This is a genomic window from Flavobacterium sp. N3904 (assembly GCF_025947305.1).
Classification (GTDB): domain Bacteria; phylum Bacteroidota; class Bacteroidia; order Flavobacteriales; family Flavobacteriaceae; genus Flavobacterium.
The window spans coordinates 1,001,825-1,019,632 of sequence record NZ_CP110009.1 but is presented as its reverse complement, the minus strand read 5'-3'; the positions used below and the strand labels follow the sequence as shown (position 1 = coordinate 1,019,632).

The window sequence follows — 17,808 nt, the reverse complement described above, 5'->3', positions numbered from 1 at the left end:
ATCAGTTTCTGTTCTTTATACAATTCTTATATTTGGCTTTCTTAAAAAAAAATCAAATTATGGACTTCATATATCAGGATCCTTATCCTATTTTAAAAGACGATACCCAATACCGTAAAATCACTTCCGATTTTGTAAAAGTCGAAAAACTTGGAGAAAGAGAAATCTTAACTGTTGAGCCAAAAGGGTTGGAATTACTGGCTCAAGAAGCCTTGAAAGATGTTTCTTTTATGCTGCGAACTGCACATTTAGAAAAACTAAAAGCAATTCTTGACGATCCCGAAGCGACCGATAACGACCGTTTCGTGGCTTATAATTTATTACAAAATGCTGTTGTTGCTATCGATGGGGAATTACCTTCATGTCAGGACACTGGTACGGCGATCGTAATGGCAAAAAAGGGCGAAAACGTATACACAGGAGTTGATGATGCCGAATGGCTATCAAAAGGGATTTTTAACACGTATCAGGAAAGAAATCTTCGTTATTCTCAAATTGTACCAATTAGTATGTTTGAAGAAAAAAATTCAGGGTCTAATCTTCCTGCTCAAATAGATATTTATGCCAAAAAAGGAGCTTCTTATGAGTTTTTGTTTTTAGCAAAAGGTGGAGGTTCGGCCAATAAAACCTATTTATACCAACAAACAAAATCATTGTTGAATGAAAAATCTATGGATGAGTTCATTCGTGCCAAAATTAGGGACTTAGGAACATCAGCCTGTCCACCGTATCACTTGGCATTAGTTATCGGAGGAACTTCTGCGGAAGCAAATCTGGCTGCTGTTAAAAAAGCATCTGCAGGCTATTTTGATCATTTACCTACTTCTGGTAACATGGCCGGTCAGGCTTTCCGTGATCTGGAATGGGAAAAAAGAGTACAGTTGATTTGCCAAGAAAGTCAGATTGGAGCTCAATTTGGAGGTAAATATTTCACGCATGATGTCCGAGTAATTCGTTTACCACGCCACGCGGCTTCTTGTCCAGTTGGATTGGGAGTTTCATGTTCGGCAGATAGAAATATTAAAGGAAAAATCACCAAAGACGGTATTTTTGTTGAACAATTGGAAGTGAATCCAAAAAGATTGTTGCCAGAAACAGCTCCACATTTGGAACCCGCTGTCGAAATTGATTTGAATCAACCAATGGCTGATATTCTCAAAAAATTATCGCAATACCCAATCAAAACCCGTTTGAAATTAAACGGAACCTTGATTGTAGCCCGTGATATTGCCCACGCCAAAATCAAAGAATTATTGGATGCCGGTAAACCAATGCCAGAATATTTTAAAAACCACCCAATTTATTATGCGGGGCCTGCAAAAACTCCAGAAGGAATGGCTTCGGGAAGTTTTGGACCAACCACAGCCGGTAGAATGGATGTGTATGTAGAAGAGTTCCAAAAAAAAGGTGGAAGTATGGTAATGTTAGCCAAAGGAAACAGAACTAAAGCCGTGATGAACGCTTGTAAAACCTATGGTGGATTCTATTTGGGTTCCATCGGTGGTCCAGCTGCTATTTTAGCAAAAGAAAATATACTTTCCGTTGAGGTAGTTGATTTTGAAGAACTCGGTATGGAAGCCGTTCGAAAAATCACGATTAAAGATTTTCCAGCATTTATTATCACTGATGATAAAGGAAATGATTTCTTTGAGAATCTTTAGAAAGATTTTTATTCAAAAAAAAAGCAACTCATTTGAGTTGCTTTTTTTTTTTGAATACCAATGTTTTAAAGTGAATTATTATGCTTAAAATTAAAACCTACCACTGCACCCAGACCAAATTGGAAAGAGTTTGTATACGTATCTACTGCAACTGGTCCCCAATAACCCCAATACGTATCTGTACCAGTATTTATAACCATAGATTGAAGAAATGCTTGGAGACTGATCGAAACAATTGAAGCTGTTTTAATTTTCACTCCCCCTTTAATTTCCCAGGCAAAATTGGTGCTGCTTCCTTGTTGTGGAGTTTCTACAATAGCCATACCAATACTACCCCCAACATAAGGAACTGCATTATTACCATTATCAAAATAATGATTTCCTCCTAGGAAGATGTAGTTAATTGCTCCTTTGTCGTCTCCTGGATTCTGTTGAAGACCTGCATTATTGTATGCTGGCATCGAAGTGTCCAATCGAAGGTATTTCAACTCAACAGAAGAAGATTTTTGAGGAAAAAATTCCAATCCTCCTCCGTATTCAAAACCGTCTCCAATAGTAGCATGTCCATAATCAAAATTGATCCTGTCTGAGAAAACATAACTACCATAAACATCTAGTACAACTGATCCTCTGTCTTGGGCCATCATACCTGCCGAAAATAAAAATGCGATTAGTAAATAACTGTAATTTTTCATAATTTTTGTTTTTTGTTTCAAACAAATTTAATAAAAAAACCAAATAGATTACTAAATGTGTGTTAAAATACTGTAAAAAACCCTTTAAGTGTTGAGTTTTTTTCTGACTCTAATACACTCTAAACTTAATCAATCTTCATTTCTGGAATTTCTCCCTCTATAATTAAGTTGGCTTCGGTAGATGCAATAATATGCTCGACTGTTACTCCGGGAGCGCGTTCCAAAAGTTTAAACCCGTTTGGAGTTATTTCTAAGACGGCCAATTCGGTTACTACTTTTTTCACGCAGCCAACACCAGTTAAAGGCAGGGTGCATTTTTTTAATATTTTCGATTCTCCAGCTTTGTTGACATGCATCATTGCTACAATAATATTCTCTGCAGATGCCACAAGATCCATCGCTCCTCCCATTCCTTTGACCATTTTTCCTGGGATTTTCCAGTTGGCAATATCGCCGTTTTCCGACACTTCCATTGCGCCTAGAATGGTCAAATCGACATGTTGTCCGCGAATCATTCCAAAACTAGTAGCCGAGTCAAAAAATGAGGCTCCCGGCAAGGTTGTGATGGTTTGTTTTCCAGCGTTGATAATATCGGCATCTTCTTCTCCTTCAAAAGGGAAAGGACCCATCCCCAGAACGCCATTTTCGCTTTGAAATTCGACATCTATTCCTTTCGGGATATAGTTGGCTACCAAAGTCGGTATTCCGATGCCCAGATTTACAAAATAACGGTCTTTTAATTCTTGTGCAATTCGTTTTGCAATTCCTATTTTGTCTAATGCCATGTTTCTTTATTTTAAATCTAAAATTCTAAGATTGCTGTGTTTTTCTAATTCCTGAGCGAGGTGGTTATGCTCTTTTTCTGGTTGTACGTTGTTCTATTCGCTTTTCATATTTTTCTCCTTGAAAAATGCGCTGCACTAAAATTCCCGAAATATGAATCTGATTGGGATCTAATGTTCCAGCTTCGACCAATTCTTCTACTTCGGCGACTGTTATTTTGGCTGCGCCACACATGCATGGGTTGAAGTTTCTGGCGGTTCCTTTGAAGATGAGGTTTCCAGCGGTATCGCCTTTCCAAGCTTTTACAATAGCAAAATCGGCTTTGAAGGCGTGTTCCATAATATGCATTTTGCCATTAAATTCACGAACTTCTTTGCCTTCTGCGACTTCGGTTCCAAAACCTGCCGGAGTAAAAAAAGCTGGAATTCCTGCTTGAGCAGCACGACATTTTTCGGCTAAGGTTCCTTGTGGGATAAGGTCAACCTCAAGTTCTCCGGAAAGCATTTGACGTTCAAATTCAGCATTTTCTCCTACATACGAAGAGATCATTTTTTTGATTTGTTTTTTTTGAAGCAGCAATCCGAGTCCAAAGTCATCCACACCGGCATTATTTGAAATGCAGGTTAGATTGGTGGTTTCTTTTTGAACCAATTCGGCAATGGAGTTTTCGGGTATACCACACAATCCAAAACCACCGAGCATAAGGGTCATTCCGTTTTCTATTCCTTGTAGCGCTTCTTGAACGCTATTTACTTTTTTGTTAATCATACTGATTTATTTAGAACTATATCGATTTCTTTGATTTTGTAAAATTAGGTCATTTTTTGTTTTCTGTGAAGTATTATTATTTAAAGCATTAAAAAGGACACTTCAATTGAACAAAATGAATCTATACAGTAAATTTAGCAAAATAAACATATTGTTATTTTTCTAAATTTCATAAATGGCGCTAAACAAAAAAACCATTTTAGATTGTCTAAAATGGTTTTTCGAATAATAAATTATGGAATGTTTTACAATGAAAACTCTTCGGTGTCTTGTTCGGGTGTTGCAGTGCTGTCTATAACGGTGGCTGCACGAGGTACATAGCAATCTACTTTGATAGAAAGATTCTTAGGTCTTTCAAAAGGTTCTTTGGATACGTTTAAGGTTTTGTCTTCATAACATTTTTTCATGAAATACCCCCAAATTGGTAATGCTTCTGCAGCTCCTTGCCCATAGGTAAGACTTTTGAAATGAGCCGAACGGTCTTCGCAGCCTACCCAAACTCCAGTTACTAGGTTCGGTACCATTCCCATAAACCACCCATCAGATTGGTTTTGTGAGGTTCCTGTTTTTCCGGCGATAGGGTTTGTAAACATATATGGATATCCTGTCCAACGTTTGTCTCCATTTCCACCTCCTTGAGTTCTCAATCGTGCTCCAGAACCTGTTTCTGTAACCCCTTCGAGTAATTTTATAACGGCAAATGCAATGTCTTTGTTCAATACATCATGTGATTCCGGAATGGGTTCGTAAATTACTTCGCCACTTTTGTTTTCTATTTTTGATAGAAATTGTGGTTTGGTATAAACACCTTGGTTGGCAAATGTACTAAAGGCTGCAACCATATCTTCTACTGTAATTTCTACAGCTCCCAAAGCAATAGACGGTTGGGTAACAATTTCTGATTTTACGCCCAATTTATGTGTTAATTCAATCACAGCTTCTGGCCCCACTTTATCAATTAATTTTGCAGAAATGGTGTTTATCGAATTGGCCAATGCTTGTTTTAGGGTTACCATTCCGCGGTATTTATTATCAGAGTTTCTTGGTTCCCAATCTTCGGTTACGTGATGGCGCCCTTTACGAATGATAAATGGGCCATCCAGAATAGAGTCACATGGGGACATATTTAGTTGTTCGATAGCAGTAGCATAAACAAATGGTTTGAAAGTAGATCCCACTTGTCTGGCTCCTTGGCCAACGTGATCGTATTGAAAATATTTATAATTGATTCCGCCCACCCAAACTTTTATATTGCCTGTTTGAGGCTCCATAGACATTACTCCAGCTTGTAAAAAGTGTTTGTAATAACGAATAGAATCTAGAGGTGTCATTATTGTATCTCTTTCTCCTTTCCAAGTAAAAACAGTCATTTTGGTTTTTTCACTGAAGGTTTTGATAATTTCTTCGTCGCTTTTATCTTGTTCTTTCAGGGCGCTCCATCTGTGTGACGATTTCATGGCCTGATTTATAATACGCTGCGTTTCTGCCTCAGAAATATTTACAAAAGGGGCGTTTTTGTTGTCTTTGTTTTGAATAAAAAATTCTTCCTGCAGGTTTGCCATATGTGCAGCCACAGCTTCTTCGGCATAGGCTTGCATTCTGGAATCTATGGTAGTGTAGATTTTTAGACCGTCTTTGTAAATATCGTAGTCAGAACCATCGGGTTTTTTGTTGTCTTCAACCCATTTTTTCATATAATCACGAAGGTATTCTCTAAAGTACGTGGCTGTTCCTTCTCTATGGCTTTCTAGTTTAAAATGCAATGTAATAGGAAGGCTTTGTAACTGAAGTTTTTGGTCTTCGGTAATAATATTGGCTTTTTCCATTTGCAAAAGCACCACATTTCTTCGGTTTTTTACACCAACTGGGTTTTTTACAGGATTATATAGTCCGGAATTTTTAAACATTCCAACTAAAATAGCCGATTCATCGATGGTCAAATCCTTAGGTTCTTTCGAAAAATACGTTTTTGCAGCAGAGCTAACACCAACAGAATAATTCCCAAAATCATATACGTTGCAATACATTGCTATGATTTCGTTTTTGGTGTATTGTCTTTCTAGTCGAATGGCGATTATCCATTCTTTAACTTTTTGTACAATTCGAAAAGGCAAAAACTTAGAACCTTCTCCGTGAAATAATTGTTTCGCCAATTGTTGTGTTAAGGTACTTGCTCCACCACTTGTTCCTAAGCTGGCAATTGCTCTCAAAGTTCCTCTTCCATCAATTCCCGAATGCTCATAAAAACGGGCGTCTTCGGTAGCAACCAAGGCATCTACAAGATTTTTAGGCAAATCGGAATATTTTAATGCTGAACGGTTTTGCTTGAAATATTTACCCAAAACAACACCATCTGAAGAGATGATTTCGGTCGCCAAATTGGAATCTGGATTTTCCAGGTCTTCAAAAGAAGGCATGGATCCAAAAAGTCCCCAAGAGGCAAACAGGAAAAACAAGGCGATGATTCCCAGTCCGTAAAAGAAAATTTGCCAAAATTTCTTTGAATAATATTTCACATCTTTTTCGATGCCTTTAGTCTGTGTATTATTTTTTCTAGCAGCCATAATTGTTTACTATTCTTTTTTTTCTATTCTAAAACCTACCTCGGTAATTCCGTCCAAAAGGGCAACACCGGGAACTTTACCGGTTTCTCTAACAACTTGTTTGATGTGTACTTTGTATTTCCCTCTAAACTTTACGTTTTCTTTGTAATACAGTTTGCTTTCTTTCAGGTCTGTAAAACCATCTCCCAGTAGCGTTCCGTCTGGATTGGCCATTTGGTATTCTAGCGTATCTACTTTTGTGTATCCATTTGGGCTTTCCATAGATACAATCAGAAACAAATTGTTGTATTTGTAATTGTCGTTGTCTCTCAAATTTACAAACAAATCATACCTTTTTGTAGAATCCAAAACGGGTAAATCAAAAGTGACGATGCTGTCTTTATTCCATGCGCTTCCTACTGATTTATATTCATCAAAAACTCTTTTTTTATCACATGAAAAAAGGAGTACAGCAACCAAAAGGAGTAAAAAACTATTCTTTAGTCTCATTCTTTTTAATAATTATAGGTTTTCTGGGTTGTTCTGGTTGTTTGTTTTCTGCAGTAGCCGGTCGGTTCGGATTTGGCTTATTGCGATTGTTGTTTTTATTGCGGTTGTTGCGATTGTTATTACCACCTGGATTTTCCTTGTTTGGATTTTCTTTGTTGGCAACGTTTGGATTAATCGCAGCGTTTGTTTTTTGAATAGTTGGTTTGTTTGCATTGTTGGGAACAATAACATTTTCGCCTGCAACTCTAGGTTTTTTGCTTGGTTTTTTCTTTCTCTTCGGTTGGTCAAAACGGGTTAAACTTTCTTGGCCCATCGCGTTATTGAAATTTTGTTCTGGCTCTGCAACCACTTCAATAGCATAATCTTCAAGAGCGGAGACTTTGTTTTTCAATTTGTTTTCCGCTATTATTTCTTTGACCTGATCGATTTTCAAAATATGCCAATTGGCAAAATTATTGGTGTAGGCAAACCACATTAATCCTTTGAAAATGTCTTGTTTTTGGCAAATGGCATCTCCTTTTTCGGTAACCAATTTGGTGTCAAACTCCGGAAAGTCTTTCAAGGCATCCATGTAAGTATCCAATTCGTAATTCAAGCAACATTTTAACTTGCCACATTGACCTGCTAGTTTCTGTGGGTTTAAAGACAATTGCTGGTAACGTGCGGCCGATGTGTTTACGCTTCTAAAATCGGTTAGCCAGGTAGAACAACACAATTCTCTACCACAAGAACCAATTCCGCCCAAACGTGCGGCTTCCTGACGGAAACCTACTTGTTTCATCTCGACTCTGGTACTGAATTCCTTCGCAAAATCTTTGATTAAAAGTCTGAAATCGACTCTGTCGTTGGCGGTGTAATAGAAAGTAGCTTTCGACCCATCGCCTTGAAATTCGATATCCGAAATTTTCATTTCGAGTTTTTGGGCTATCGCAAGTTCACGGGCGCGAACTTTCATAGGCTCTTCTTTATTTCTTGCTACGGTCCAGATATCGATGTCTTTTTGAGTCGCTTTTCGATACACTTTTGGAACCTCATTGCTTAAATAATTGACTCCCTTTTTCTTCATTTGAATTTTTACCAATTCGCCTGTAAGGGTTACAATTCCTATATCATGTCCGGGTGAAGCGACAGTTGCAACTATGTCACCCATACTCAAAGTCAATTTTTCGGTATTGCGGTAAAACTCTTTTCTTCCGTTTTTGAAGCGAACTTCAACGCAGTCAAAAGGAGCTTCGCCATTGGGCAAACTCATGTTCGAAAGCCAGTCAAAAACCGTTAATTTATTGCAGCTATCGGTGCCGCAAGTCCCATTATTTTTGCAACCCTTTGGTGCACCACCATCAGAAGTTGAACAACTTGTACATGCCATAATTTTATATGTAGTATTGCGACGAACGCAATTTAAGTTCTTAAAACGTTTAATCGGTAAAGATAGTATTTTTTTGGTTTATGTTACAACGCTAAAAAAGGGCAAAAAATCATAAATTTATACTAAAAAAGAAGGATTAAAATTTCTGAGTTTGATGATTACTACTGGTTATCAATTTATAAAATGTATTTACTTAACCACAGTAATTTCCACAACTAAAATTTTAGAATAAATTCATAACTTGCATTGTAGGTGAGATTTAAAAAAAATAGTAAATTTGGGGTGAATTGCCTTTCAAACTGTTAACATTTAAAATAATAAACCATGAAAACAACCAAGTTTCTCTACTTAGCCCTCACTAGTTTGGCTTTGAGCGCTTCATTTCAATCCTGCAAAAAAAACGATGCGATCAACCAAGCCGAACAAGCTGATAAATTGGCGGGAATTGAAGTTCCAAGTATAGCCGAGACCAAGGCTATTGCCCAAGAGGCTTTTGTTTACGGATTGCCAATAGTAATGAACTATGCCGTGATGCAGGAGTTTAGTGTAGACAAAAACTCAGGGCAATACAAGGGGCCTTTTAATCAAGTTACTAATGAGCATCGGGTTTTTACATACGAAGATACAACTGTAGTCACCCCAAATAGTGACACTCCCTATTCGATGCTATGGTTGGATTTGCGCGCAGAACCTATGGTAATTTCGGTACCTGCGGTAGACAAAAAACGCTATTACTCGGTACAATTGATCGATGGAAATGTCTACAACTATGGTTACATTGGCAGCCGTGCTACAGGAACTGAAGCTGGAAATTATCTTGTTGTGGGTCCAGATTGGAAAGGCACTTTACCCAAAGGAATCAAAAAGATGTTTACATCGACTACTCCATTTGGACTTACTATTTTTCGTACCCAGCTTTTTAATGCTGCCGATATGCCCAATGTGGTCAAAGTGCAGTCAGGGTATAAAGCACAACCGCTTTCCAAATTTTTGAATCAGCCTGCACCTGCTGCTGCGCCAAAAATTGATTTTCTTCCTGCCAATACTGCGGGAATCAAGGCTAATTTTTATCAATATTTGGATGCAGCACTGGCATTTATTCCCGAAACTGCCGAAAACAAAGCTATTTTGGCCAAGCTTGCCACTATAGGTATTGGTCCCAATAAAAAGTTTGAATTTGCCGATTTGTCGCTAGAACACAAAGCAGCGATTTTGTTGGCCATGAAAGCAGGCGATGCTGAAGTTTCGAAATTTTTGACCGAAGGCGGTTCTGGAATAAAAAAAGTTAATAGCTGGAATGTCGGGTCTGTTTTCGGCGATAGCGCTTTCTATAGTGGAGACTGGCTAAAACGTGCTGCTGCTGCAAAAGGTGGAATTTATGGCAATGACGCTGTTGAGGCGATGTACCCAATGACTCGAGAAGATGTTACAGGCCAAACTTTAGACGGCAGTAAGCACAATTATACTCTTACTTTCAAGGCAGGTCAGTTGCCACCAGTAAACGCTTTTTGGTCGGTTACAATGTATGATGGTAAAACGCAATTTTTGATTAAGAATCCGATCAATCGCTATTTGATAAACTCTCCGATGTTGTCGAACATGAAAAAAAATGCGGATGGATCGTTGACACTTTATATTCAAAAAGACAATCCAGGAACTGATAAACAAAGCAACTGGTTGCCAGCTCCAAACGGGCCAATTTATTTGGTAATGCGATTGTATTGGCCAAAAACGGAACAGCCTTCTATACTTCCTGCTGGTTCTGGAACCTGGAGTCCTCCAGGAATTGTTCAGGCTAATTAGTATTTGTTTTTAGATATAAAAAATCCTTAATTCTGTATTTAAACGGAATTAAGGATTTTTTTATGTTTTCTTCACCGAAATGATTTTTGCAGGATATGACTTAGCTATATACTGCCTGCTCAAATAATCTTTTTCGATTCTAATATTGCTGATTATAGTATTGAAAAGTAAAAAATTGTTGTTTCAAAAAATAGAATTGAAAGGCATTGTCGACAGCATCATCAAAAGGTTTGTAACTTTTTCGTCTGCAGAATTCGAATATAAAATGCCGAATACGGGTTTGTTATTGTATATTTTTAATGTCATAATTTCTTGACCACTAATTTCAATATCAATTTGGTTTCCTGCTTTACTGTTTTCAATGATAAAAGGCACATTGTTTACTTCTCCTTCAAGGGTGAATGGGCTTATATACCAGTTTTGTCCCGAAGCCGAATTGTTCCAAAGCTCAGGCATTGGGCTTATAGTAGATTCGTCTTTACCATCCCAATATTGAGAGAAGTGTTTTTTGGAATCTGCACGATTTCCTATTGTAATTTTAAAGTGTGCAATGGTGTCTTTTTCACGAATCAAATAACACATTTTATTAGAGTCCAACGATCGATTTACGTTTAAATTGCCATTGAGATAATTGCTGTACACTTTAGTTCCATTGGCATCCCTTGTTACTTCACGTTCTTTCTCTTCTCGAGTCTCTTCAATAAAATGAACTTCACAAAAATAATGAGCATTATCATTGGTATCTATAAAACCAAATTTTGTCACATATCCCATTGCTCTTATTTTATCAGTACTCAAACCTGTTAAAGTGGTTAGTGTGGAGTTGAATAAATTATAACCAAAATTATTTTTTCTTTTCGTTTTTCGGGTTTTGCTATTTTGAATAATCCATTTTTGTTTGAGTTGAATAAGCTCAATAATGGAATCGTCTTTTGTGACGAAATTTAATTTTTTGGCATTCGCCAATGTTTTATCGGTATCCAAAAACAAACAGACAGGAGTTACATTCAATTTTAACTCACTTTGGGGAGAAGCAGCAAATAATGTTTGAATGGCTGTATCAAAAGCCTGAAGATAAGAATCGGTAAGTGCAGGAAGTTTGCGAAGTAAAATTTGCCCTGCGGGAACAGTAGATCGTTGCATTTCGACCGTCATCTCATTCGAAAATAGTACTGATTCGTTGTTTCCATCAATAAGAGATACTTTGAATTGTAAATAATAGGGAGCATAATCCAAGCTTTCAAAGGCGGGGTATGGGTTAAAAGGAGAACTGCTCTTACCGGTTATTGGGTAAGGACCATTATCAATTACCTGTAGAAACAAATGCCAACTACCAGGTGCTTCTTTTTTTAAATTGGTTTTAAATTTTGGAGGCTTATTGTAGGGTGATATTTCTTTAAAATCCCATTGAGGGTTCAAAACAACTGCATTCCATCGTTTATCAAGGGCTCTTAAAACACTTTGTTTCATTTTCTCAGCTATCTCAGCATTGATTGGTAAAATAACCCGAGAATTAGAAAACGAATTGAATCCACCGTTTGATTCTACAATGGAGGGGTTGTAGGCATACTCCATTTTTTCAATGCGAATGGTTTGTTTTTCTGTAGATTGAGAAAAAGAACTAAAGGTCAACAAGCACAACAAATAAGTTGCGCCTGAATGTATTGTTTTTGTAATATTAAAACTGCTTTTCATTATATCTCTAATTGAATTAGTACAGTTTACTTCTATCAAAGATACAACTTTATGAAATTATTTAAATTACTTAGGTTTCCTTGACCGAAATAATTTTCACGGGACAGGCTTTGGCAGCGAGTTCGCAACTTTCAACAATCGTATGATCGGGCGATTTCAACGTGTAAAAACCTTTGGCGTTTACACTTTTGATCAACACCGATTTTCCGTCTTTTTTGGACATTTGAAATTGAATGGGTGCCATCTCCACACAATAATTGCAGCCAATACATTTGTCTCTTTGCAACGTTACGATAACCATTAGGCTTCAACTATTTTGTATAATTTGTCGGACATTCGAATTCTGAAAGGCAGTTTTAAAGTGCAATCGTCGCCTTTCGTAGCTTTGTCTGCCGTTACATCATTTACGTACATTTCTTTGATAATCATTTCCTGGGCTCCGGTACTTGGTCCTGTCACCAATATTTTGTCACCCACTTTGATATCGTAAGCTTCGATCTTGAATTGACCGATTTCGGCTTTTGGAAAAAAATGGGTTCCTTTGCCCACATATACTTTCTTTTGCGTAGCTACCGATCCCGAAACATCGCTCCATTCCCCTAATTCCTGTCCGAGATAATACCCTGCCCAAAAACCACGATTGTAAACTGTATTAAGGGCTTCCATCCAAACGGTTACTTTTTCTTTAGAGAAAGTGCCTTCGTAATAAGAGTCAATTGCTTCACGATAGGTTTTGATTACTGTTGCCACATATTCAGGTGCACGGCCACGACCTTCAATTTTCAAGACTTGAATACCGGAATCAATTACTTGGTCCAGAAAATCCAATGTGCATAAATCTTTTGGCGACATTAGATATTCATTATCTACTTCAATTTCAAAACCGGTTTCCTGATCGATAACGGTGTATTTTTTACGGCAGTTTTGTTTGCAGGCACCACGGTTTGCAGAGGAGTTGTTCGAATGCAGACTCAAATAGCATTTTCCCGAAACTGCCATACACAAAGCACCGTGACCAAAGATTTCGATTTCTACCAAGTTGCCGTTGGGCCCTTTGATTTGTTCTTTTTCTATTTGGGAGGTTATGCTTTTTACTTGGCGTAAACTCAACTCTCTACTCAATACCATCGTGTCGGCAAATAAGCTGTAGAATCTGATGGTTTCGATATTCGTAACGTTCAATTGGGTCGAAATATGAACTTCCATGCCGATTCCTCTTGCCATCGCAATTACAGCTTGATCGGAAGCAATTACGGCTGTTATGTTAGCTTCTTTGGCTTTCGCCAATAAAGTTTTCACTACCGATAAATCGTGATCGTAAATGATGGTGTTTAATGTCAAATAACTTCGAACGTTTTTGGCTTCGCAACGACGAGCGATTTCCGGTAAATCATCCATCGTGAAATTGACCGTTGCTCGGGCTCGCATATTCAATTGTTCTACACCAAAGTAAACGGAATCGGCTCCGTTGTCTAATCCTGCTTGTAACGACTCGAAGTTTCCTGCGGGAGCCATTAATTCTATTTTGTTGTTTGTTGTCATGATAAATTAGTCTAAAATTTTATATAATTTATCAGATAAGCGAATACGAAACGGCACTTTAAAAGTACAAGTCTCGCCAGCAATCGCTTTTGCGGAAGCAATTTCATTGACAAACATTTCTTCAATAATCAATTGTTGCTCTCCGGTTGTTGAACCTTTGATTAAGATTTTGTCCCCAACGTTGATTTCATTTTCTTCAATCAAAAATTGGGCAATACTTGGTTTTGGAAAAAAGTGGGTTCCTTTTCCAACGTATTGTTTTTTTATTTTGGGCTCTCTTTTAGCTACAGTTTTTGATTTCACTAAATCGCTAAGATTAGGAACATTTGCCAAAGGATCTTGATTGTTCTTGAACGTCAAGACCTCAGATTTTCCTTTTTTAAAGATTTTATTTCCGTTTTTAATGCCTCTACGAATGGCTTTTTGTTCTTCTTCCGGAAGATGGATTACCGTTACACATTCGGTGGAGCAACAGCCATACATTTTTTCTTTACAGGATTCACATTGGATGAAAAGTAAATGACAACCTTCATTGGCACAATTGGTATGTACATCACAAGGTGCGCCACATTGATGGCATTGCGAAACGATGTCGTCTGTAATTCTTTCGCCCAAGCGGTGGTCAAATACAAAGTTTTTACCAATGAATTTGCTTTCAAGACCTTCAGCTTTTACTTGGCGGGTGTATTCGATAATACCGCCTTCGAGTTGATAGACATTTTCGAAACCTTTGTGTTTGAAGTAAGCGCTGGCTTTTTCGCAACGAATACCACCAGTGCAATACATCAATAGTTTTTTGTCTTGTTTGTGCTCGGCCAATTGCTCTTCGATGATTGGTAATGATTCTCTAAAAGTATCCACATCGGGTCTGATAGCTTTGGTGAAATGACCAATTTCGGACTCGTAATGGTTGCGCATATCAACCACAATCGTATTTGGATCTTCGAGTAAATCGTTGAATTCCTGTGCTTTTAGGTGAATTCCGATATTGGTTACGTCAAAAGTTTCGTCAACCAATCCATCGGCTACGATTTTGTCGCGGACTTTTACGGTGAGTTTCAAAAAGGAATGGTCGTCATGCTCTACAGCAATGTTCAAACGGATTCCTTTCATAAAATCGTATTGTTCAATAGTATTTTTGAATTCGTAGAAATGATCTGCCGGAAGCGAAAGTTGGGCATTGATACCTTCGTGGGCAACATAAATTCTTCCCAGAACCTCAAGAGGGTTCCAAGCTAGAAATAATTCGTTACGAAATTGTGTTGGATTTTGAATTTGCGCGTAGGCATAAAAAGACAATGTGAGACGTTGCTTTCCGGCATCGTCAATCATAGTGGCTCTTTCCTCTGCGCTTAAAGTGTTGTACAGTTGCATGCTATAAACTAATTTAAGTTGGGAAAAATATAGGTTAATTTCGAAATAACGCATCCGAAATCGGGCGCAAATTTAGTAAATTTTTAGAGTTTTTGGGTTCTAATTTGCGGTTTTTTTGTGATTTACCAATTTTGGTTAAGATTTACAGAAACTGGCTCTTGCTTATTTTTTTGTCGCTTCAACTACTAAATCATCTACCGAAACAGAACGGCTAATGTGACCCAAAAGTGCTTCCAGATTTTCTGAACGTAATGTGTCGCGAACTTCGGAACGGGCTTCGGCAATTTTTAATGAAATATTTTTGGCTTTCAAATCGATAAAAAGCTGTTTCAAAAAACGAGCTCCGGCAATATCGATTCGGGGAGAGGAATTTAGGTCCAATATTACGTTTTTTAAGGAGTCAGATTCGCTATTGATTTTGAGCCATAGTTGTTCTTTTATAAATTCGGAATTAAAATACAAAATCGCCGATTCGATTCGAACAATCAATACGCCTTCTATATTTTCGTTGTCTGGATGTCTGGCAATGTCGGTATAGCGTTTGGTCCCGGGAATTCTGCCCAAGAAAGCGACAGTGGGTTTTGAAGTTGCTTTGATTAATAACAGCAAAGTAACGATGGCAGCCAGCAAAACACCTGTTAAGATTCCCCAAATGAGAACCCCTACAAGGGCAATCATGGCAACGTAAAATTCCTGTTTGTTGATCTTATAAAGGTGTTTTAATTCTACTACGTCAAAAAGGCCTCTTATGGCTACCAATACAATAGCGGCCAAAACTACGGTTGGCAAATTTTGGAGAAATCCGGTTAAAAACAACAGGCAGATGGCAATTGCTGCTGATGTAAATACTAAAGATAATGGTGTTTTGGCTCCAGCTGTATCGTTTACAGCAGATTGTGACAAGCCTCCTGCAACAGGATATCCTTGGCCTAACGCCACGGCAGCATTGGCAATACCAAGCGCCAGTAATTCTTGTCGAGGGTCAATGTTGTATCCATTTTTTTGCGCCAATGTTCTTCCCGCCGATACGCTTTCGATATAGGATAATAGAAAACAAGCCATTGCGAGCGGAAGTACTCCGTCTACATCACTTATTCGTAGTGAAGGCAAATGAAATTCAGGTAGCCCTGTAGGTATAACTCCAACTGTTTTAAACCCTTGTAGGCCTAATGATGTTGTCGAAATAATTAAAATCGAAAGTATTACAACAAGTATAGCTATGGGTCGACCAGGCGCTTTTTTTTCGCCAACAATTAGTATGAAAATGGCGGTAATGCCAAAAGTAAATACAGCGATATTGGTGTCTGGTAGTTGTTGAATAAGTGTAAGTACGCGATCTAGAAAATTGTCACCGCCTCCTTTTATGCCAAATAGTTTGGGTAACTGGGTTAAACCAATGGTTATGGCAGCACCCGCTTTGAAACCAACCAAAACGGTTTCGCTGATAAAATTGATAATCCCACTCAACCTTAATAGATAAGCAAGTATTGCCATTCCTGCAAAAACTAAGGCAGTGAGCGAGGCAATATCGGCCCAACGCTGTACATCTCCATGGGCCATATCAGCAATGGTTGTTCCTATAAGTAAGGAAATTGCCGATGTGGGACCAATGGCTAATTGCTTGCTTGTACCCAATAGTGCATAAAATAAACCGCCAATCAGATAACCATAAATTCCGTATTGAGGAGGAAGCCCAGCGAGAGTTGCATAAGCGAGCGATACCGGAATTCCATAGGCAGCCAAGGTAATTCCGGCAATAAAGTCACTTTTTAAGGTTTTGGTATTGTATGCTGCAATCCAGACACTGATAGGAAAAATTTTTGAAATCATCATTCAAAACAGAATAAAGTATATTAGTCTTTCTCTTCAAGTAATGCTTTTTTAACGGCATTCAATTCGGCTATTTTGGCAGCACTTACAGTAGGATATTCCAAGTCCATTTCATCTAAAGCAGTAATAATGGCTGAAGCGATGGCGATTCGGGCATACGATTTATTGTCGGCAGGAATGACATACCAAGGTGATTTTTCGGTTGAGGTGTTTTTGATTAACTCTTCGTAAGCGTGCATGTAATCATTCCAATAACCACGTTCTTTGGCATCGGCGGCGCTAAATTTCCAGTTTTTGTCTGGATCGTCTACCCTTTCGATAAAACGTTTTTTTTGTTCGTCTTTGGAAACGTTTAGAAAAAACTTTATGACAATTGTTCCATTTCTATTTAAATATTTTTCAAAATTTCGGATATCCTGAAAACGGTCTTCCCAAATATCTTTGGTAATCAATTTCTCCGGAAGTTTTTGTCCTTTTAAAATAGCTTCATGAACCCGTACTACCAAAACTTCTTCGTAGTAGGAACGATTGAAAATTCCAATGCGTCCTCGTTCTGGCAAATGTTTTTGACAACGCCACAGATAATCATGATCTAAATCTTCGGGGCTTGGAGCTTTAAATGAAGAGACTTGACAACCTTGTGGATTTACACCAGACATTACATGTTTGATGGCACCATCTTTTCCTGCAGCATCCATTGCCTGAAAAATGATCAAAAGTGACCATTTGTCTTGTGCATACAATATGTCTTGCAGGGCAGCCAGCGCATCAACACCTATTTGCAGTGTTTCATTGACTAACGGTTTTCCTTCTGGGCCTAAATTAAAACTGGCTTTTGTTTCATAGTCCTTAAGTCGAAAATCTTCGTTTTTACCAACACAATATTGTTTTGAGAAATTCTTGGCTCTTTTAACAAGCTCTTTTTTGCTCACATTACTCAAGTCACGTGCTTTTTCTTCAAAATTATTTGCGTCTTTATTATTGTTTTTTGACATAATTATTACTTTTTAATTACTAAATGATTACTGTGATTCAAAATTTAAAAGAAGAAATTTACTTCAAATTTTAAATTTATATGTTATTAAGCGATAGAAAGATGAATTTGAGCCCAAAAAACAATGAACTCTAAAGGTATTTAGAATATTAACATTTGTATAACGAATATAAAGATATTTTTTAACTTTTAATTATAATAATAATGTAAAAAATATTAAATTAGCGTATTAACTATTAAA

Annotated in this window: 14 protein-coding genes; 2 read left to right on the top strand and 12 right to left on the bottom strand. The window is 37.7% G+C overall.

Annotated features, from left to right (window positions below; all coding sequences use genetic code 11):
• Positions 1-59 precede the first annotated feature (59 nt).
• A complete protein-coding gene (locus OLM57_RS04115) occupies positions 60-1,661 on the top strand; it encodes a fumarate hydratase (RefSeq protein ID WP_264565973.1) in 1,602 nt (533 codons plus the stop codon).
• A 65-nt stretch (positions 1,662-1,726) separates the two neighbouring features.
• Here OLM57_RS04115 and OLM57_RS04110 read toward each other — a convergent pair whose 3' ends face one another.
• The 6 genes from OLM57_RS04110 to OLM57_RS04085 all read right to left on the bottom strand — a co-directional run bounded on the left by OLM57_RS04110 (position 1,727) and on the right by OLM57_RS04085 (position 8,329).
• On the bottom strand, positions 1,727-2,356 hold the full coding sequence (locus OLM57_RS04110; RefSeq protein ID WP_264565972.1) for a hypothetical protein: 630 nt from the start codon (positions 2,354-2,356) through the stop codon (positions 1,727-1,729).
• Between the two features lie 125 nt (positions 2,357-2,481).
• Positions 2,482-3,141 carry a CoA transferase subunit B gene (locus tag OLM57_RS04105; RefSeq protein ID WP_264565971.1) on the bottom strand — a complete coding sequence of 220 codons (660 nt, stop codon included), beginning with the start codon at positions 3,139-3,141 and terminating at the stop codon, positions 2,482-2,484.
• Between the two features lie 64 nt (positions 3,142-3,205).
• Positions 3,206-3,907 carry a CoA transferase subunit A gene (locus tag OLM57_RS04100; RefSeq protein ID WP_264565970.1) on the bottom strand — a complete coding sequence of 234 codons (702 nt, stop codon included), beginning with the start codon at positions 3,905-3,907 and terminating at the stop codon, positions 3,206-3,208.
• A gap of 245 nt (positions 3,908-4,152) precedes the next feature.
• Positions 4,153-6,471, bottom strand: coding sequence for a penicillin-binding protein 1A (locus OLM57_RS04095; protein ID WP_264565969.1), 2,319 nt, complete (start codon positions 6,469-6,471; stop codon positions 4,153-4,155).
• Between the two features lie 9 nt (positions 6,472-6,480).
• Entirely contained in the window at positions 6,481-6,960 is a 480-nt protein-coding gene (locus OLM57_RS04090) for a gliding motility lipoprotein GldH (RefSeq protein WP_264565968.1), read from the bottom strand.
• A complete protein-coding gene (locus tag OLM57_RS04085) occupies positions 6,944-8,329 on the bottom strand; it encodes a stage 0 sporulation family protein (RefSeq protein ID WP_264565967.1) in 1,386 nt (461 codons plus the stop codon). Before OLM57_RS04085 ends, OLM57_RS04090 begins: the two co-directional genes overlap by 17 nt.
• A gap of 324 nt (positions 8,330-8,653) precedes the next feature.
• On the opposite strand from OLM57_RS04085, the gene OLM57_RS04080 reads away from it, so the two are divergent.
• Positions 8,654-10,132 carry a DUF1254 domain-containing protein gene (locus OLM57_RS04080; RefSeq protein ID WP_264565966.1) on the top strand — a complete coding sequence of 493 codons (1,479 nt, stop codon included), beginning with the start codon at positions 8,654-8,656 and terminating at the stop codon, positions 10,130-10,132.
• Between the two features lie 183 nt (positions 10,133-10,315).
• On the opposite strand, the gene OLM57_RS04075 is transcribed toward OLM57_RS04080, so the two are convergent.
• The 6 genes from OLM57_RS04075 to OLM57_RS04050 all read right to left on the bottom strand — a co-directional run bounded on the left by OLM57_RS04075 (position 10,316) and on the right by OLM57_RS04050 (position 17,568).
• Complete coding sequence (locus OLM57_RS04075) at positions 10,316-11,827, bottom strand: hypothetical protein (RefSeq protein WP_264565965.1); 1,512 nt, start codon at positions 11,825-11,827, stop codon at positions 10,316-10,318.
• 70 nt (positions 11,828-11,897) lie between these two features.
• Positions 11,898-12,128, bottom strand: coding sequence for a ferredoxin (locus tag OLM57_RS04070; RefSeq protein WP_264565964.1), 231 nt, complete (start codon positions 12,126-12,128; stop codon positions 11,898-11,900).
• On the bottom strand, positions 12,128-13,369 hold the full coding sequence (locus OLM57_RS04065; protein ID WP_264565963.1) for a peptidase U32 family protein: 1,242 nt from the start codon (positions 13,367-13,369) through the stop codon (positions 12,128-12,130). Before OLM57_RS04065 ends, OLM57_RS04070 begins: the two co-directional genes overlap by 1 nt.
• Before the next feature lie 6 nt (positions 13,370-13,375).
• Positions 13,376-14,743 (bottom strand): rhodanese-related sulfurtransferase, encoded by a 1,368-nt coding sequence (locus OLM57_RS04060; RefSeq protein WP_264565962.1) that lies wholly within the window; start codon positions 14,741-14,743, stop codon positions 13,376-13,378.
• 162 nt (positions 14,744-14,905) lie between these two features.
• On the bottom strand, positions 14,906-16,576 hold the full coding sequence (locus tag OLM57_RS04055) for a SulP family inorganic anion transporter (RefSeq protein WP_264565961.1): 1,671 nt from the start codon (positions 16,574-16,576) through the stop codon (positions 14,906-14,908).
• Between the two features lie 20 nt (positions 16,577-16,596).
• Positions 16,597-17,568 carry a polyphosphate kinase 2 family protein gene (locus OLM57_RS04050; RefSeq protein WP_264565960.1) on the bottom strand — a complete coding sequence of 324 codons (972 nt, stop codon included), beginning with the start codon at positions 17,566-17,568 and terminating at the stop codon, positions 16,597-16,599.
• Positions 17,569-17,808 lie beyond the last annotated feature (240 nt).